The organism is Oleiphilus messinensis (assembly GCF_002162375.1).
GTDB classification, from domain to species: domain Bacteria; phylum Pseudomonadota; class Gammaproteobacteria; order Pseudomonadales; family Oleiphilaceae; genus Oleiphilus; species Oleiphilus messinensis.
Map to the genome: position 1 here is coordinate 5,382,501 of NZ_CP021425.1, position 18,003 is coordinate 5,400,503.

Here is an 18,003-nt window from a genome sequence, read left to right on the forward strand (position 1 = left end):
AACTCTTTTTTTTCGTTTCGCTCAAGAGCGATTTGAAGAAAAGTGTTGGCCCGAAAGATCTTAGGAGCAATTTAAATCACGTTAAATTGCACTTAAAATCAACCGGTTAAATCTTGCCAGACGCTGTCATTTCTGAGGTTGCCTTGGCTTCACTTCGTTCGTTTCGTGCCGCGTTTTGGGCCGTCCCGTCTGAAGGAGATGCGCATTATAAGGATCCTCTCCTTCCCGTCAACACCTTTTTTTAAAAAAGATGAAAATAAATTTACATCTCCTTCGGTCGAAATCAGCAAACGCTAACTTTAGCGATTTTCTTCTTGCCCGCCTGAATAACTTTGACGTCGCCACGCTTCAACATCAGAAACCCTTCGAGCGGGGTTCCATCTATATAGACTGCACCTCGAGATAATAAATCTTTCGCCGCTGCAGCATTCTTTACCAAGCCAGCCATTCTCATTACTGTTGCGATTGGTAGCTCATCAGCCCCCCCCAATTCGACCTCAACCTCTGGCACATTCTCGGGAATCTCACCTAATCCGATTTTGTTTCCGGCCTGCTTGTGGGCAGTCGCTGCAGCATCGGCATCATGGAACCGCTCAATAATTTCATGTGCAAACGCTTTTTTAGCATCTTGCGGGTTTCCGCCTTCATCAACAAAACGCTTCAGATCAGCAATTTCATCCAAAGATTTGAAACTTAACAACTCAAAATAACGCCATATTAATTCATCCGGCATTGAGAGTAGCTTCGTATACATTTCACCAGGCGCATCATTGACACCAATATAGTTGCCGAGTGATTTGGACATCTTTTGCACACCATCCAACCCTTCCAGAATTGGCATCGTAATAATAGTTTGCGGCTCAAGATCGTAATGCTTCTGGAGCAGGCGTCCCATCAACAAATTAAACTTTTGGTCTGTACCACCTAACTCAACATCCGCTTTTAATGCGACAGAATCATAGCCCTGCACCAAAGGATACAAAAACTCATGGATCGCGATAGACTGCTCTGACTTGAAGCGTTTACTGAAATCATCACGCTCCAGCATCCTCGCCACCGTGTACTGACCCGCAAGCCGGATCATGTCTGCAGCGCCCATCTCACTCATCCACTCAGAATTGAAGCGCACGGTTGTCTTTTCAGCATCAAGTATTTTAAAAACCTGCTGTTTGTAAGTTTCCGCATTCTTCAGGACCTGCTCTTCCGTTAAGGGCGGCCGTGTCGCACTCTTTCCAGTAGGATCACCAATCATGCCAGTGAAATCACCGATCAGAAAAATGACCTCATGACCCAATTCCTGAAACTGACGTAATTTATTGATCAAAACGGTATGACCCAGATGCAAATCCGGAGCAGTGGGATCAAAGCCAGCTTTAATCCTGAGTGTTCTTCCTGTTTCCAGCTTTTTGACCAGATCCTCTTCTACGATGATCTCTTCTGTCCCTCTACCGATGATAGACATCGCCTCTTGCACTGACGTCATAAATTCAACCTCTGATACCAACCGCTACGTTTTTGGGCCTGATTGTCACCCACTTTTACGGAATACATTAAAAATTACTAATATTAAATCGAAAGAAGCGCGCCATTATAGCAGCTTTTGTTCAATTCAATTATGCTGTTTCTGATTTTCGATTTTGAAATAAGTCTAAGATATAACCTATACTTCAAGTAATTTACCAAGATGGATCAGTAATAGGCTTAATTGTGTTAAAGAAATTTCCAAAAACTCACTTGTTCGCAGTATCCGCCATCGCCGTTGCAGTAACCGCAGCCCTGACGCTGGGCAATGGCAAAGATGCTGAGGCGAACCGCATCTCCGTGACGTTACCGGTCTCATCCGAAACGCCACTCACAACTCAAGACAAAGAAGGTCAGGATCTAGGCACTGTAAACACAAAACTGCCGCCTTCGTTACCAAAGCTGGGTGATGCTGTAGATTCAGCCACTCAAAACCTCACAGATACAGCTTCTTCCGTCGCCAATCCAGTCCAGCATTCTGAAACTGATGAGCTGACGCACGCTAAACAGGACAAGGGCAGCCCGACTCCGCCGGAAAAATGGGAAAGCTTTACTGTTCAGTCTGGAGATACACTATCTCGATTATTTGCCAAAGCAGGCTTGAGCGACAAACACATCTATAGCGTGTTTGCCGACAATAAGTCGAATAAGGACCTTGCTCAAATCCATCCGGGTCAAACGCTTCGTTTTCTGAAAAACGATAGTGGCGAGTTACTGAAAATCGAGCTGGTGCAATCTCAACTCAACACTTTCCAGGTCTACCGGGGCGACGATCAGAAGTTTCACTCAGTAAAACTGACCAAAACGCCTGATGTTCACACAGCATTTGCCCAGGGATCTATTGACTCGTCACTCTTCCTCGCAGCAAAAAAGGCAGGCATGAATGAGTCATTGACCATGGAGTTAGCCAATATTTTTGGCTGGGATATCGATTTCGTGCTCGATATTCGAGAAGGCGACACCTTTAATGTAGTGTATGAAGAGCTATTTCTGGATGGCAAAAAAATCGGGAACGGCAAAATTCTCGCTGCAGAATTCATGAATCAGGGAAATCAGTTTCAAGCAGTTCTTTACCGTGACGACAAGGGTAATGGCAACTACTACACGCCAGCCGGAGATAGCATGCGCAAAGCATTCCTTCGAAGTCCGGTCGATTTCGCCCGCATATCATCACACTTCAATTTAAAACGAAAACACCCAATTCTTCACAAGATTCGAGCACACCGGGGCACTGACTATGCCGCAGGGCGCGGAACACCAATTCGTGCCACCGGTGACGGAAAAGTGCTTTTGGCCGGGCGAAAAGGCGGCTATGGTAAAACAGTTGTAATACAGCATGGCCAGAAGTTTACAACGCTTTATGCTCACATGCACCGGTACGCCAAAGGCGTTCGCGGTGGATCTCGCGTCAAGCAAGGGCAGATTATTGGCTATGTCGGCAGTACAGGCCTCGCATCAGGCCCACACCTCCACTATGAATTCAGGGTAAATGGTGTGCACAAAAACCCATTGACGGTTAAATTCCCGAAATCGGAACCGATTCCCAAGTCCGAAATGCAACGCTTCAAAGCTCAAACCGCAACGCATCTCGCGCAACTGGAAACCTATTCGGCAAGTTACCAGTTAGCTGCGAACAACCGGGAGCAGCACAACAACGCGAACTAAAATCAACCTCAGATATCACAGACCGAATCAGTATGAATACCATACTGATTCGGTCGAGCCTTCCCTCCCTTGAAGCTTTACCGAGACCCCTGTGCATCCAATATCTCCACACACCGAGCATCAGAACTACTCTATACATGAAAACTATTATGTTGGCCTGATGTCCGGCACCAGTATCGACGGTATCGATGCAGCTCTAATTACCGTGAGAGGCGAAAAATTGCACCTCCAGGAAACCCTGAGTTACAACATTCCGGAAGACATAAAGTCTGAAATTCTTAGCCTGTGTAACACAGGAGACAACGAAATCCATCGCATGAAAACGATGGATCGAATGCTGGGAGAACTTTTCGCAAAAGCGACACTGAATCTACTTCAAAAGGCAAACATCAGGCCAAAACAAGTCACAGCTATCGGCAGTCACGGACAAACCATTCGACACTACCCCAACGAAAAAGTGGGTTACACCCTCCAAATTGGCGACCCAAATACCATAAGCAATCTAACCGGCATTACCACTGTGGCAGATTTTCGCCAGAAGGATGTTGCCGACGGCGGGCAAGGTGCACCACTCGTTCCACCTTTTCATGAAGCTGTATTTCTCAACCAAGAACGCATATCGGCAGTGGCAAATATTGGTGGGATGGCCAACATTTCACTGCATCACAACAACCAGCTGATCGGTTTTGACACAGGACCAGGCAATGTATTGATGGACTTATGGATCAATTGCCACAAAGGAGCCCATTTTGACTTTAACGGGGACTGGGCCAGCCAAGGCACCACAGATCAGCTATTGCTTGATCACATGTTACAATCTGAACCCTATTTCGCACAGCCGGCCCCAAAAAGTACAGGAAGAGAAGTGTTTAACTCATCCTGGCTAGCCAAAATGCTTGGAACAGAGCAACGATCGGCAGCAGATGTGCAGCGGACTTTGCTCGAACTCACAGCACGAACGGTATCGAACGCACTAAAAGAACTTAGCGTTTGCGGGGATGTCATAGTGTGTGGGGGGGGAGCCCATAACCTCTTACTCATGGCTCGGCTTCAGAGCCACCTTCAAAGTAAAGGGGTAAGGGTAAGGTCATCTGCTGAAACAGGTATCGATCCGGACTGGGTAGAAGCTTGCGCATTTGCCTGGCTGGCACACAGAACACTTAACCAAAGAACCGGAAGTCGCGCAACGGTAACAGGGGCGCACAAAGACAATATTCTCGGAGCCGTATACTACGTTTAAGTATAATGCTACTTAAGTGCGCTACGTTTAACTAGAAGTGAACATAACCCTGATTCAATAGGCGTTTTTTTTCAGTCGGACCAAAAGGAACCGTTTCTACAAATGGAGGTAAATCAGCAGGCGAAATATTCAATTTTTGCAGGTAATATTCACATACTTTCAAATCAATCACATTGAACGCATCCAATTCTGCAGCCTGACGAACCAAGCTCCGGTATTTTTGGAAGTTCGACTTGGCAAAAATACCGATCTCCGGACCATGTAATATGAATGCAATGGGCTCACCGCCGGAATAATGCTCCCCGTCTTCAATTAACTGGCTAGCCTTACCGAACAGCGCTTCAATCTCCTCGGGTGTATGAAGCTCAATTCTTGCAACGTAACGTTTTCCTTCCGATCCTGAGTCGATTAATGGCACAACCTGGGATGGCGTTTCAGCACTGACAGACCGCGCCAGCAACACGCCCACCAGAAGAATGCAACCTATCACACCCCATCGGCCAATACGGGAAAGCAATAATCCTTTTGTCATGAGAACTCACAAACTAACAACAGATTCCTAAAGCGGGAACTACTGGCAAGGGAATAACACTCATTTAAATCGAGAATGAAGATCCACAACCACAAGTGGCTGTTGCATTTGGGTTTGTCACCACAAAACGGGAACCTTCCAAACCTTCTTTGTAGTCCACCTCGGCCCCAACGAGATAGGGATAGCTCAATGGGTCGACCACCAACTTTACACCCTCTTTCTCTATTTGGGTATCATCTTCAGCGATTTCCTCATCAAATGAAAAGCCATACTGAAAACCTGAACACCCCCCTCCAGTGATAAATACACGAAGTGCAAGCTCATAATTCCCTTCTTCTTCGATCAAGGTTTTGATTTTCGCGACCGCATTATCGCTCAAAACCATCGGTGCGGGTATATGGGATTGAACAGCAGACATAAATTGCAGAACTCCTCTCAGCCACAGACGATCTGTGCAGATTAGTGAATAATGATGCCATTATCTAATTAACCGAGAAATATAGTCAACTATTCGACGAGCATTGAGCTCCCCAGACACAAATTAAGAGGGGAGTACAATGCCAAGACCACGACATCGGAAACCCCGATGAGTATCAGTGTGATGCCAATTCAGACTTTTTTGGTGATGCCACACTTCCTTTTTCAAACGCAGCCTTGTCAGCCGTTTTATCTAACACCGATTTCTCGGTGCCCCCAGCTAACTTGCCCGACATGGCCTTCTCGCGGACAGCACTGGCCGGAACATTACCATTATTTTTGCTCACATCTTCGCCTGATGACAATTTCTTGGAACTCTCTGAATGAGCCTTACCTGTAAACACTTGCGCAGTATCCTGCTTGGACAAGACCTGTTCAGGGTCTTTCAAGTGGACCAGATTACCATTCACTTCAGCTCCCATGGCCATTTCAATCAAGTGGTAATACACATTGCCTTTGATTGAAGCCTTGGCCGCGAGCTCAATGTGTCGTGCCGCATAGACATCACCATGCACGGTACCATTGACAATAATATGGGGGGCAATGACATCACCATCCACTTCTCCGACATCACTGATTCGAACCACAGCATCTTCGAGATTCTCTGCCTTGATCGTGCCATTTACTTTCCCGTCAATATGTAATCCACCCGAGAAATTCATATTCCCCTTGATACTGGTTTGACTCGAAATCAACGTATCAAAGTGCGTATGAACTTTCTTTACATCCGTTTTCTTGCTATCCGCTTTTTTTCCCCACATCCGAACCGGTCTCCCCAACGCGCCAATCAAACGTATCTTCAACTCTGACGGCTTTTTTGCCTTTTGACTGTGCCACGATCTGAACCTTTTCAGGCACAAAAGCATCTGGCAGCACAAGATCACCCTCTATACTTTGAAAATAGCGGAATCTAAATTTTATGCCAAGTTCCGTTTCCTCAGAGATATCCCGAAGTGGAAAAATTTCCTTTTTGCCGTGAATTTCTCCGATTAAATTGACGGCAACAACCCCGGAAATATAAGTGTTATTGTTTGAAACCTTTGCCAGCACAAATTTATATCCGAAGCGGCGTTCGTTATTGCTTGGGGATATTTCAACCTTGCGAATCTGAAGCAAGTTGTCGCCACTGGAGGGCGCCATGATATTTTTGTAAAACGTCACATCCCCTTTCAGCTGGGACACTTGGGACTCAAGCGATTGAATGGTCTGCAGTACATTTTTCCGGGCTTCTGTATCAATGGCTTGGCCCCGCTCAAAATTAGCAAGCTTTTGCCGCAATTCCATATCTGTTTTTTGATAAAGCTTGATACTGTTGAGCAACTGGGCACGTTGCTGTAGCGCTTCAGCATAGGCAAGCTCGACACGCCACTGCCCCATAAAAAAGCCCGCGCAGGATGCCATCACTGAAAAAACCAGCAGTATTGAAAAGCGCCGGAAACGGCGCCCTTTTTTGTACGGAACGAGAATTAACTTCTCATCAGACAAATCTGACATAAAATTGAGTTATCCGTAACCGATTGCGTTAAGGCAACACCGCTGGAAAATTCAATCCAGCCGTTTCAGCGTAGCCTAGCATGATATTCATGTTTTGGATCGCTTGACCTGCAGCACCTTTCACCAGATTATCAATTACGGACGTCACGATAACAACATTACTATCCGGCTGTCGATGCAATGCCAGCCGACACATGTTAGACCCTTTGACTGAGCGAGTTGCCGGGTGCTCTCCCGCCGGCAACACGTCAACAAAAGGCTCATTCTGATACCGTTTTTCGAAAAGAGACTGTAAATCCTGATCATGAGAAACCAGATCAGCATACAGTGTTGCCTCGATACCTCGAACCATGGGCACCAGATGAGGCACGAAAGTCAGACCCACCGCCTCACCTGCAGCCTGAGTGAGGCCTTGTTTGATTTCCGGCAAATGTCGATGCCCGGATGCACCATACGCTTTAAAACTTTCTGCCGCTTCAGCGAACAATGAATCCACTTTCGCTTGTCGCCCGGCACCACTTACGCCGGACTTGGCATCGGCGATAATTCGTCGAGCATCAACCACACCCGCTTCCAACAGAGGCAACAAACCGATTTGTACCGCAGTGGGATAGCATCCCGGGTTCGCCACTAACGGACTACTTGCAATCAATTCCCGGTTTAATTCAGGCAAGCCATACACGGCACGATCCAATAACTCTGGGCAAGCGTGCTGTTGACCATACCAGGTTGACCATACCTTCTCATCCTTGATTCGAAAATCTGCCGCCAAATCAATCACGCGCACCCCGGCCGCCAGCAACTCGGGTACCGACTGCATGGCGACGCCATTCGGTGTAGCGAAAAATACAAGGTCACAATTTTTAAGTGCGCCATCGTCAGGATCGGAAAACTCCACATCCACATGACCACGAAGATTGGCGAATAGATCAGATACTTTTTTGCCTTTCTCCGACCGGGACGTCACCGCCACTACTTCCGCATTGGGGTGAATCGCAAGCAGGCGCAATAGCTCAACACCGGTGTAACCAGTCCCGCCAACAACTCCTATACTTGCTTTCTTATCAGACATAGTAAACGACTCACTTTGTTCAATTAATTAAACTACTCAAGAGCACAAATGATCCATAAAACAGGCTCCCAGCACAACTCTAAACCAATATAATTGATTAATTTATGGATCATTGGCGCAGATTTGGCGAGGACAGCTCTACAATCGATTGCAAAATTGTGCGGGAAACCTCAAGCAACGTATATTCTAATGGCAATGCCTGTTAGCATGAGAGTACACCGTTTGCGGGCAACAAATACTTTTGCGGCTAAAACACAGTACTTTTGCATCTTAGACAGAGTATATTCGCCAGTAGCACACTCGCGCATGTAAAGTTGTACTTCCGGTGCGGCATAAGCGCAGTGAGATTGGAGCTGACATGATTAGGGAAAAACTCCACGAAGCATATATCCAGCTGTTCAGGCGGCGGCTCGCCAGCATGGATGCGCTACCACAACTTACCGTATTGGGTTTGTTTTCGGGAGCCATTACCGCCAGCATTATTCTGCTCTTCCGCTACATGATCGAAGCACCTTTAACGATGCTCCTCCCGGATGGTGATCCAGAAGGCTTTGAGAGTCTCAGTACTGCAATGCACTTTATACTACCGGTGTCAGGGGGGCTGGTTGCCGCCATACTGCTTTATTTAATGGGCGTAAACGACCGAAAAGTCGGCGTTGCCTATGTAATGGAACGGCTCGCCAACCATCAGGGCTATATCACGCTGAAAAGCGCTGCGGTGCAATTTGTCACGGGCATCCTGTCACTTGTGAGTGGACAGTCTGCCGGCCGCGAAGGCCCTGCAGTTCACTTGGGTTCCGCTTGCGGCAGCCTGCTGGGTCAATTCATGCGCTTACCCAATAACAGCATTCGAACACTGGTAGCATGCGGTACCGCCGCAGCGATTTCAGCATCCTTTAATACCCCAATCGCCGGTGTTATTTTTGCGATGGAAGTTGTGATGATGGAGTTCACCATTGCGAGTTTCTCGCCGGTAATTATTGCCTCTGTTACGGCTGCGATCATCACCCAAACCGTGTATGGCAACACACCCGCTTTTGTGGTTCCACAACTTTCATTGGACTCATTGTCCGATATTCCTTTAATTCTATTATTAGCCTGTGTTATTGCCGTGGCATCGGCATTCTTCGTTAATACCCTGCAGTTTTTCATGCGTTTCAAACAGCATTCCATTCTACTCAGAGTCAGTGTGGCAGGGTTACTCACAGGGATGGCAGCCGTTATTTTTCCCGAAATCATGGGTATTGGCTACGACACTGTGAATCAAACCATATTGGGTGAAATTGCCATTGGCAGCTTGTTGATTATTGCCTTTGTTAAATTGCTGATCACCTCTATGGCAGTGGGACTGGGTATGCCCAGTGGATTGATCGGCCCCCTGTTATTCATCGGTGCAGGAATTGGTGGCGCCTTCGGTCTCGTCGGACAGTACTTCTGGCCGGATACAACAACAAGTCCAGGCTTTTTCGCCATGCTGGGCATGGGCGCAATGATGGGCTGCGCACTTCAGGCCCCTCTTGCCGCGCTTCTGGCGCTACTGGAACTGACGTTGAATCCACATATTCTTCTACCGGGTATTCTGGTCATTGTCGTATCCAGTCTGATAGCCAGTGAGATCATGAATCAAAAGTCAGTCTTCCTTACGATCCTCCGTGAGCAAGGGTTGAACTACCAGACAGATCCGGTCATACAGGCTTTGCGACGAGTCAGTGTTGGGGCCATCATGGAGCGAAGTATAAAACGAGCGAACAAACTCATTACCTACACGGAAGCACAAGATTTACTCAAATCCGAACCACGCTGGATCATCGTCGAGTCAGATCGAACCCCCTTATCCGCTCTGCCTGCGGCAGATCTAGTCCGATTTTTGGGCGATACCCAAAACCAGCCTGAACCGAAAACAGAAACTGCAGATAATACTACCGAAATCGATAAAAAACCTGACAAATCAATCGATTTGATGGCTATCCCGGCTCAACGAAAAGACTTACAATCACTCTATTTCCAAGCCACATTACAAGAAGCCCTGGACCGCTTCGACGATTCAGGCGCAGAATTACTCTACGTTGAGCGCGTTTCCGCACCAACGATCAAAACCATACTCGGCGTTCTGAGTCGGCAGGATATCGAAAACTACTACCAGTACAAAAGGAGATAAGAATTTGCTTTGGGTAAAAGCGCTACACATCATTTCAATGGTCTGTTGGTTTGCCGGGTTATTCTATTTGCCGAGATTATTTGTCTACCATGCCATGAGTGAAGATCAGATCAGCCAAGAGCGATTCAAAGTAATGGAGCGCAAGCTCTATCGGGGGATCACAACTCCAGCAATGATTGCGACCCTGGTGTTTGGCTTTTGGCTTCTCAGCTACAACGCTTCGGGTTACTTTTCCCAAGGCTGGCTGCATGCCAAACTTTTCCTCGTTGCGATACTGGTTGGATACCATTTCTACAGCGGCGTACTGGTAAAATCATTCGCCGCAAATAAAAATACCCGGAGCCATGTGTTCTACCGTTGGTTTAATGAGTTTCCTGTTCTCATTCTCGTGATTGTAATTATTCTTGTTGTGGTGAAACCATTCTGATGCCCAGGTATACCTCCCCCCCAAATGTACTTATTTTATCCGGACTAGACCCCTCAGGTGGAGCGGGAATCCAGGCGGATATCCAAACCACCAGCCTGTTAGGTTGTCACCCTTTACCCATTGTGACGCTGAATACGGTGCAGACAACAGCCCGGGTGCTCCAATCCCAAGCAGTGTCGGCTCAATTTATCCGACAGCAAATCGAAGCACTGCAAACTGATGTCAGAATAAACGCGATCAAAGTCGGAGCCCTTGGAGACAGCCAGATTATTGAAGTTGTCAGGGCTGCAGCAGCGCAACTTTCAGTGCCGCTCATCATCGATCCGGTGCTGCGGGCTGGCGGTGGTGGTAAGCTTTTCAATGGTCATCGCGCCCGAGCGGATTACGAGAAGCTTTATCCACTTTGCACCCTTATCACACCGAATAGCGAAGAACTCCTGGAATTGACTGGCGCCAGCACAATTAATGACGCTGTCGTCTCTCTGACCGCATCAGGTTGCGAGCATATTTTGGTCACAGGTGGGCATGAGCCCGGTGCAGAACTGGAAAACCGGCTCTACGGTCAGGGAAAGTTGATTGCACGCTGGCAATGGACTCGTATAGAAGGCGAATTTCATGGCACCGGCTGCACATTGGCAGCCGCAATAAGCGCGGGCCTGGCCAAAGGATATAACCTGATCAAAAGCTGCAAAGAAGCCCAAACGTTTACCGATAAGGCAATCCGCAACGCCTACCGAATTGGGCAAGGACAGTCGATACCGTGTAGAATTGAGGATTGAACAATAGATGATAGCCACAACCCATGACAGAACATAAACTCAAGGGGCTGTACGCCATAACCGATCCAGTCTTGATGCCCACGGAAGCCAAAATGATCACCGGGGTGCAGCAAGCCCTTGCGGGCGGAGCTCGTGTTATCCAATACCGGGATAAGCACCCCCAAACAGCAGAAAAACTAAAGATTGCGAAAAGCTTGAAGCAACTCTGCGAGTCATTTTCAGCCCTACTTCTAATTAACGATGATGTAGAATTGGCTAACCTTTGCAATGCAGATGGCGTCCACCTGGGACAAGAGGACATGGCGATCAATAATGCCAGAGCCATACTCGGTCCCGATAAAATTATCGGAGCAACGTGCCATGACAGCCTGCAACTGGCGGAACAAGCCCAGTCCCAAGGTGCAGACTATCTTGCATTTGGCCGCTTTTTCCCATCAGAAACAAAGCCTGGAGCGCCCGCTGCATCAATGGCAATTCTCAGCCAGGCCAAACGCGACTTCACGCTTCCAATTGTGGCGATTGGCGGCATCACTCTGGAGAATGCGTCAGCGCCCTTGAAAGAGGGCGCGGATATGCTGGCGGTGGTTCATGCTCTGTTTTCTGCAACAGACATCACTGCGCGAGCTAGCGCGTTTTCCGACCAGTTTAGATGCTAAAGCGGACCACAATCACAATACGCTAACCAGAATAGAACCCGAAAACGCACAGATTTTAAAATGCATAGGTTTTAAAACACATAGGTTTAATCATGACTAAATCCGAAGACTTGTTTCAACGCGCACAACGACATATTCCTGGCGGCGTAAACTCCCCCGTGAGAGCGTTCAAAGGTGTAGGCGGTACGCCTGTATTTTTCAAGCACGGAGAAGGCGCTTATCTCGTTGACGAGGATGACAATCGTTATATTGACTATGTCGGCTCATGGGGCCCAATGATTTTGGGGCACGGACATCCCGCTGTATTGCATGCAGTTAAACAACAATTGGAACACGGTCTCGGATTTGGTGCCCCTACTGAAATCGAGATCGAGATGGCTGAAAAAGTATGTGAAATAATGCCATCGATCGAAATGGTCAGAATGGTAAGTTCAGGAACAGAAGCAACCATGAGTGCAATTCGCCTGGCTCGAGGGTATACGGGACGGGATAAAATTATCAAGTTTGAGGGTTGCTACCACGGACATTCAGATTCACTTCTGGTAAAAGCGGGTTCAGGCGCTCTGACCCTGGGCGTGCCAAACTCGCCAGGCGTTCCTGCCTCTTTAGCTGAACATACACTCACACTCCCCTTTAATGATATTGACGCCCTGAAACAAACTTTTTCTACACTCGGTGATCAGGTGGCAACCGTCATTGTGGAACCCGTTGCGGGAAATATGAATTGTGTTCCCCCAGTACCGGGTTTTCTGGAAGCCCTTCGCGAGCAGTGTGACAAATACGGAACCGTTCTGATCTTTGATGAAGTGATGACCGGATTCCGGGTCGCACTAGGCGGTGTGCAGAGCCTCTACAATATCAAGCCTGACCTGACAACACTGGGCAAAATCATTGGCGCCGGTCTGCCGGTTGGTGCATTCGGCGGCAAGCGGGAGATTATGGAACACATTGCGCCTCTGGGGCCGGTATATCAGGCTGGCACATTGTCCGGCAATCCGCTGGCAATGCAGGCCGGACTCACCATGCTGCAGCAAATCAGTAAACCCGGGTTCTACGGCACCCTGGCACAACTCACCGAACGATTAGTGCAAGGCTTGCGGGAAGCGGCCAAGGCCGCGAATATTTCCCTGACCACAAATCAGGTCGGCGCCATGTTCGGTTTCTTTTTTACGGAAGAACAATCGATCAGCCACTTCTCCCAGGTCATGGACTGTAATCAGGAACGTTTCAAACAGTTTTACCATGGCATGTTGCAAGAAGGAGTCTATCTTGCTCCCTCGGCGTTTGAAGCAGGCTTTGTTTCTTCAGCACACACTGAAGCCGACATCGATACCACCCTGAAAGCGGCCAAGAAAGTATTTGCAACACTGTCCTGAGTTAAATCCCGCTACAGTCGCCAACGCCCGAAAAACATGTGTTACCTTTCGATACACTCGGTAACACATGTTACCTTACTACCAAAAAAACTGCTTCAGAAGACCTTTCCTGCATTAAACCCACATTTCGGAACTGTGAGTACGCCCACACTTTTCTGACACTTTCGTACCACTTACTCACTCTTATGGGCGATTGTTCCTCTCTCATTGCAGCAATTGGCCCACTGGTTGCGATATGACTCCCAGCAAAACCTCTGCAGAGACAGAAGACGCTAATACAACAGAAAACAATAACCCTAACGGGAAAAAGTAAGCAAGGTGCCCTGCCTGACGGGGCAAGATGCCAAATCAAAAACAACGAAAAGCATCGCATTCTTTCGTTTGCTAAAAGACAAACATAATAAATTGATTTTGCGAAAGGAAAAAATAACATGAAGCTTAGAAAAGCGCTGATTGCCGGAATACTACTTAACCTTTTCACACTTCCCGCTCATGCAGGCTGGTTCGACTGGTTGTTCCCGCCTTCAGACTACACAAAAACCAAATATCCCATCGTGATGATTGGCGGATTTATGGCATTTGATGACATTCTCGGCATCGAATATTTTTATCGAATCCCCGATGAATTGTCAGAAGATGGCGCTACCGTTATCCCCGTGAACTTGTCGGCCTTTAACGGCACTGAAAGTCGCGGAGAACAACTGATGTTCGAACTTGAGCGTCTTGCCGCAATATATAAAACCGAGAAGTTTAACATCGTCGCACACAGCGGTGGCGCCACAACAGCACGATGGGTAGCCGGGGTAGACCCGACTCACATTGCCTCAATCACATCGGTTCATGGTGGCCACAAGGGACTCGACTTCGCAGACTGGGTCTGGGATGTATCGAAACAGCTGGACAATTCTGGCGATCTCGGCAGTGCAACCAAAGACACGTTGGCCACATTGTTTAACCTGTTTGGTGCCGCTGTTGAAGTTCTCTCCGGCAATTCAACTTCAGACTTCCCTCAAGATGCGATGGCCATGCTGGAGGACTATACCACGGAAAAATCACTGCAATTCAATCAGGATTTTCCTGCCGGTGTCCCCGTCTCCGATTGCGGAGAAGGAGCCTATCAGGTTAATGGTATCCGCTACTACTCCTGGGGTGGAACATCAATATTTACCAATGCATTAGATCCGCTGGATTACTTTTTCATGGTGTCTGATCAATTCTATGACGGGGCCAGCGATGGACTTGTCGGGCGCTGCAGCAGCCATTTGGGTATGGTTATTCGCGACAACTACAGCATGAATCATGTCGATGCAATGAACCACATTTTTGGTATGCATGGCTTGTTTACAACTGACCCGATTACACTCTACCGGCAACATGCCAATCGTTTGAAAAAAGCAGGCTTGTAAGCTTCAGCATCAGAACAGGAAATGAAGGTGAGCAACCACCTTCATTTTTTCCTTCAGTTCGTCATCTCACCTCGCATTGGCCAGGGCCCGATCTGCCCCGGAGACGTCACCATTATCCCGACGAACCTGAGCGACTTTACGCCATATGGAGGCGCGTTTTTTGGCATCTTTCCCCGCCAGGCTCAACGCTTTTAAATACAGCTGTTCAGCTTGGGGATAATTTTGTTTGAATGCGCGAACAGCGGCCAGCGCTTCGTAGGGTTCTGGTGATTTTGAGCTTAAGCGCTGAGCTCGCTCTGCTTTGGATAATGCCGCCTGCCAACGCCCTTTCTGGAGCGCAGCGTAAGCCTCCCCAACCAGCTTTCGAGCAGGTGCTGACATCTGGACATAGTCATACCGCACTTCAGGTGCTTTGCGGACAGGTGTTTTTTCAGGTATTTGCTTGGGTTGAGACACAGAGTCAGGCTCCGCCGGACTCGACTCAACAACCACCGGCTGACCAGTACGATAGGCCTGATGAGCGCACCCCTCCAGCAAAACCGCTGAAACAACCGCACTGCACAAGACTGCCCTGCGTACTAATGACAATCGCTGACGTTGACGAATATTTTTGACTTGCATCCCTGCCAATGCGGCAAACATAACACTGCTCCTTCCAAACTCGATAATGGCGTCCCAAATAGACCTGTCAATCAAACAGATTTTTGATCCAGCCTTTAATCTGACCAAAACCTGACTGACAATTCTGATATTCTACCGGTTGAGTTCCCACAATAAAAGGAAGCTCTCGAGCCCCCTCACACCCTGAATCCGTTACCTTTTCAGATTCTTCCATAATCCAGTAATGATCAACGCCTTCAGGCAGTACCGGATTGAAAGAACGCTGTGGCATTCCCCGCATTATTTCGGACCAAATCCGGAGTGCACCGGTTGCTCCGGTCAGCGCTGTACGTTGATTATCATCTCGTCCGACCCAGACAACGCCTAAATAATCCCCCGTCATTCCAGCAAACCAACTGTCCCTTGAATCATTGGTCGTCCCGGTTTTACCAGCCAGATTAAGTTTTGGGCTCAGACGTTGGTATGCAGACCGACCGGTTCCCTCCTGCATCACTTCCTGCATCATTCGATGCAGCAGATATACAGTCTGAGGCTTGAACTGAGCCTGCAGCTCATATTCATACCGGGAAAGCGGTCCACCGTCTGCATCAACGACTTCGCGAATCGCCCGAACCGGCACATTGAACCCGGATGCCGAAATGGTTTGATACATTGTGGCAACCTGATAAGGCGAGAGTGATAGCGCCCCGAGAAAGAGAGAGTAAAACGGATCAATCTCCTCTTTAACACCCAGCTTGGCGAAAGTTTCAACCACATTATTTACCCCCAGGGACATTCCCAGGTGCACCGTAGACAGGTTGAGCGAGTGCGCCATCGCCATATGCAACGGAACGATACCATGCTCCTGGCCGTCGTAGTTCTTCGGCTCCCAGACGTTCCCGTTGGGTAACGGCACAGTAATCTGTTTGTCTTCAAGTAGCGTACTCAATGTGTATTGATCTGAACGCTCCAGAGCCGCAAGGTAGACCGCAGGTTTCGCCAGAGACCCAATGGGTCGCTTTGCATCAATTGCGCGATTAAAGCCCGCAAAGCGAGCATCGCGTCCGCCAACCAGTGCGATTAACTCACCACTCTCCGCTCCGGTTATGACCACGGCACCTTCGAGCGACTTGTTATGTTTTTGTTTTTCCAGTTGATTCAATACACTAGCAAGACGGGTTTCACTCTGATGCTGTACCTGTGGATTCATGGTCGTAAATATTTTCAGTCCTTCAGATTCCAAATCCTCCTGCTGGTATTCTTTTTGTAATTGCCGCTTAACCAAATCCAGAAATGCCGGGTATCGATTTTCGGTATAGACCGGTTTACTGGTCACACCCAGAGGTTTTGCTTTTGCTGCATCCGCTTGTGCTGCTGAAATAATCTGTTCTCGCATCATGATATCCAGTACCAGGTTACGCCGGGCGAGCGCACGTTCCGGGTGCTTACGAGGGTTGTAGTAGGATGGACCTTTCACTAATGCAACCAGCAGCGATATTTGATGTAACTCCAAATACTCTAAAGACTGGGCAAAATAAAACTGGCTTGCGCTGCCAAAACCATGAATTGCACGATTACCACTCTGACCGAGATAGATTTCATTTAAATAAGCTTCGAGAATTTCTTCTTTGCTGTAATGGAAGTCGAGTAACACAGCCATGGCCGCTTCGGTGGCCTTGCGTGTCAGGGTTCGCTCATGGGAGAGAAAAAAGTTTTTTACTAACTGTTGGGTCAGGGTACTCGCCCCCTGGACGACCCGCCCCGACTGAGTATTAACCCACAATGCTCGCAATATGGCTGTTGGGGCGATTCCGTGATGGGACCAAAACTTTTTATCCTCAACCGCCAACAATGTTTTGATCACAACATCCGGTACAGCATCCAATTGGAGCAGTATGCGTTCCTCCTGTTGATTCGGATAAATGCCACCGATTTGTAACGGTTCCAGACGGATCAGGTCATCACCAGTCCCCGCCTGCAAATTACTGAGCACATCCCGCGTGATTTCAAACGACGCCTTCTGTGCGTGTTCTTGCCCATCGGGAAACGCAAAGCCCCGAGTATAGAGACGAAACATCCGCCCCTGTCGGAAATAGCTTCCGGGCTTATTCAGCCCTGATGATTCGCGATAGCCAAGTTGCTGTAACTCCCATTCAAGGAGTTCTGCATTCAGCGCGACGCCTGAGTATATTTCCAATGGACGGGCATACACTTTGGCAGGAATTTGCCATTTGTTTCCTTCAAAGCGGTCCCTCAAAGTGGCATCCAGATAGATCACCCAACCACTGCCGACCAAAAAGAAAACCGCAAAAAGTTTGAGCATGATTGGCAGGAAACGGAATCTGGCTGTTTTGCCGGAGCCATCACTGTTCTTTTTTTTCGCAGACTGGTTTTTCGCAGGCTGGCTTTTCACTGGCTGGGTGCGTGCGCCACTGCTCGCCTTCGTTTTCCGGGCACTGGATTTACCGCTTGCACGGGTCTTTTTACTTTTGTCCGTTGACACACCTGCCGGTTTCTTCACGGCACGGTTGCCAGTTTGATCAGTCTTCGCCTTGCTTGTCACTGCTTTTCCTTTATTTGTCATAATACCTCTGAAAGCT

16 protein-coding genes are annotated in these 18,003 nt (G+C 48.2%); 8 read left to right on the forward strand and 8 right to left on the reverse strand.

Going from position 1 to position 18,003, the window contains the following annotated elements; translation table 11 throughout:
* Positions 1–283: 283 nt before the first annotated feature.
* Entirely contained in the window at positions 284–1,483 is a 1,200-nt protein-coding gene (gene tyrS / locus OLMES_RS23365; protein ID WP_087463465.1) for a tyrosine--tRNA ligase, read from the reverse strand.
* A 224-nt stretch (positions 1,484–1,707) separates the two neighbouring features.
* Between tyrS and OLMES_RS23370 the strand changes: the two genes are divergently transcribed.
* Together OLMES_RS23370 and OLMES_RS23375 are read left to right on the forward strand one after the other, a co-directional pair.
* Complete coding sequence (locus OLMES_RS23370; RefSeq protein ID WP_198343100.1) at positions 1,708–3,186, forward strand: OapA family protein; 1,479 nt, start codon at positions 1,708–1,710, stop codon at positions 3,184–3,186.
* 91 nt (positions 3,187–3,277) lie between these two features.
* A complete protein-coding gene (locus tag OLMES_RS23375) occupies positions 3,278–4,426 on the forward strand; it encodes an anhydro-N-acetylmuramic acid kinase (RefSeq protein ID WP_232465186.1) in 1,149 nt (382 codons plus the stop codon).
* 31 nt (positions 4,427–4,457) lie between these two features.
* Here OLMES_RS23375 and OLMES_RS23380 read toward each other — a convergent pair whose 3' ends face one another.
* From OLMES_RS23380 to argC, 5 genes are all read right to left on the reverse strand, one after another.
* Positions 4,458–4,958: a DsrE family protein gene (locus OLMES_RS23380; protein ID WP_087463466.1), complete on the reverse strand. Its 501-nt coding sequence runs from the start codon at positions 4,956–4,958 to the stop codon at positions 4,458–4,460.
* A 64-nt stretch (positions 4,959–5,022) separates the two neighbouring features.
* Complete coding sequence (gene erpA / locus OLMES_RS23385) at positions 5,023–5,376, reverse strand: iron-sulfur cluster insertion protein ErpA (protein WP_087463467.1); 354 nt, start codon at positions 5,374–5,376, stop codon at positions 5,023–5,025.
* A 175-nt stretch (positions 5,377–5,551) separates the two neighbouring features.
* Entirely contained in the window at positions 5,552–6,196 is a 645-nt protein-coding gene (locus OLMES_RS23390; protein ID WP_087463468.1) for a bactofilin family protein, read from the reverse strand.
* A complete protein-coding gene (locus OLMES_RS23395; protein ID WP_087463469.1) occupies positions 6,174–6,929 on the reverse strand; it encodes a DUF6776 family protein in 756 nt (251 codons plus the stop codon). Before OLMES_RS23395 ends, OLMES_RS23390 begins: the two co-directional genes overlap by 23 nt.
* 28 nt (positions 6,930–6,957) lie before the next feature.
* Positions 6,958–8,001, reverse strand: a complete 1,044-nt coding sequence (argC, locus tag OLMES_RS23400; RefSeq protein WP_087463470.1) for an N-acetyl-gamma-glutamyl-phosphate reductase — start codon at positions 7,999–8,001, stop codon at positions 6,958–6,960.
* Positions 8,002–8,359: 358 nt separating this feature from the next.
* Between argC and OLMES_RS23405 the strand changes: the two genes are divergently transcribed.
* From OLMES_RS23405 to OLMES_RS23430, 6 genes are all read left to right on the forward strand, one after another.
* Positions 8,360–10,159 carry a chloride channel protein gene (locus OLMES_RS23405; RefSeq protein ID WP_087463471.1) on the forward strand — a complete coding sequence of 600 codons (1,800 nt, stop codon included), beginning with the start codon at positions 8,360–8,362 and terminating at the stop codon, positions 10,157–10,159.
* Positions 10,160–10,163: 4 nt separating this feature from the next.
* Complete coding sequence (gene hemJ / locus OLMES_RS23410; protein WP_087463472.1) at positions 10,164–10,586, forward strand: protoporphyrinogen oxidase HemJ; 423 nt, start codon at positions 10,164–10,166, stop codon at positions 10,584–10,586.
* Positions 10,586–11,365: a bifunctional hydroxymethylpyrimidine kinase/phosphomethylpyrimidine kinase gene (thiD, locus tag OLMES_RS23415; RefSeq protein ID WP_087463473.1), complete on the forward strand. Its 780-nt coding sequence runs from the start codon at positions 10,586–10,588 to the stop codon at positions 11,363–11,365. The genes hemJ and thiD overlap by 1 nt, the downstream gene beginning before the upstream one ends.
* A 23-nt stretch (positions 11,366–11,388) precedes the next feature.
* On the forward strand, positions 11,389–12,021 hold the full coding sequence (gene thiE, locus OLMES_RS23420) for a thiamine phosphate synthase (RefSeq protein WP_087463474.1): 633 nt from the start codon (positions 11,389–11,391) through the stop codon (positions 12,019–12,021).
* A gap of 92 nt (positions 12,022–12,113) precedes the next feature.
* Positions 12,114–13,397, forward strand: a complete 1,284-nt coding sequence (gene hemL / locus OLMES_RS23425) for a glutamate-1-semialdehyde 2,1-aminomutase (protein WP_087463475.1) — start codon at positions 12,114–12,116, stop codon at positions 13,395–13,397.
* A 431-nt stretch (positions 13,398–13,828) separates the two neighbouring features.
* Entirely contained in the window at positions 13,829–14,803 is a 975-nt protein-coding gene (locus tag OLMES_RS23430; protein ID WP_087463476.1) for a lipase family alpha/beta hydrolase, read from the forward strand.
* Between the two features lie 66 nt (positions 14,804–14,869).
* Here the strand turns inward: OLMES_RS23430 and OLMES_RS23435 are convergent, their stop codons facing one another.
* Positions 14,870–15,445, reverse strand: a complete 576-nt coding sequence (locus OLMES_RS23435) for a hypothetical protein (RefSeq protein ID WP_087463477.1) — start codon at positions 15,443–15,445, stop codon at positions 14,870–14,872.
* A 46-nt stretch (positions 15,446–15,491) separates the two neighbouring features.
* A complete protein-coding gene (gene mrcB / locus OLMES_RS23440; protein ID WP_157678495.1) occupies positions 15,492–17,987 on the reverse strand; it encodes a penicillin-binding protein 1B in 2,496 nt (831 codons plus the stop codon).
* Positions 17,988–18,003: the final 16 nt, after the last annotated feature.

Coding starts and splice junctions, on each gene's coding strand:
- tyrS (WP_087463465.1), bottom strand. CDS start 1,483: ATGACGTCAGTGCAAGAGGCGATGTCTATCATCGGTAGAGGGACAGAA.
- OLMES_RS23380 (WP_087463466.1), bottom strand. CDS start 4,958: ATGACAAAAGGATTATTGCTTTCCCGTATTGGCCGATGGGGTGTGATA.
- erpA (WP_087463467.1), bottom strand. CDS start 5,376: ATGTCTGCTGTTCAATCCCATATACCCGCACCGATGGTTTTGAGCGAT.
- OLMES_RS23390 (WP_087463468.1), bottom strand. CDS start 6,196: ATGTGGGGAAAAAAAGCGGATAGCAAGAAAACGGATGTAAAGAAAGTT.
- OLMES_RS23395 (WP_087463469.1), bottom strand. CDS start 6,929: ATGTCAGATTTGTCTGATGAGAAGTTAATTCTCGTTCCGTACAAAAAA.
- argC (WP_087463470.1), bottom strand. CDS start 8,001: ATGTCTGATAAGAAAGCAAGTATAGGAGTTGTTGGCGGGACTGGTTAC.
- OLMES_RS23405 (WP_087463471.1), top strand. CDS start 8,360: ATGATTAGGGAAAAACTCCACGAAGCATATATCCAGCTGTTCAGGCGG.
- thiD (WP_087463473.1), top strand. CDS start 10,586: ATGCCCAGGTATACCTCCCCCCCAAATGTACTTATTTTATCCGGACTA.
- thiE (WP_087463474.1), top strand. CDS start 11,389: ATGACAGAACATAAACTCAAGGGGCTGTACGCCATAACCGATCCAGTC.
- hemL (WP_087463475.1), top strand. CDS start 12,114: ATGACTAAATCCGAAGACTTGTTTCAACGCGCACAACGACATATTCCT.
- OLMES_RS23430 (WP_087463476.1), top strand. CDS start 13,829: ATGAAGCTTAGAAAAGCGCTGATTGCCGGAATACTACTTAACCTTTTC.
- OLMES_RS23435 (WP_087463477.1), bottom strand. CDS start 15,445: ATGTTTGCCGCATTGGCAGGGATGCAAGTCAAAAATATTCGTCAACGT.
- mrcB (WP_157678495.1), bottom strand. CDS start 17,987: ATGACAAATAAAGGAAAAGCAGTGACAAGCAAGGCGAAGACTGATCAA.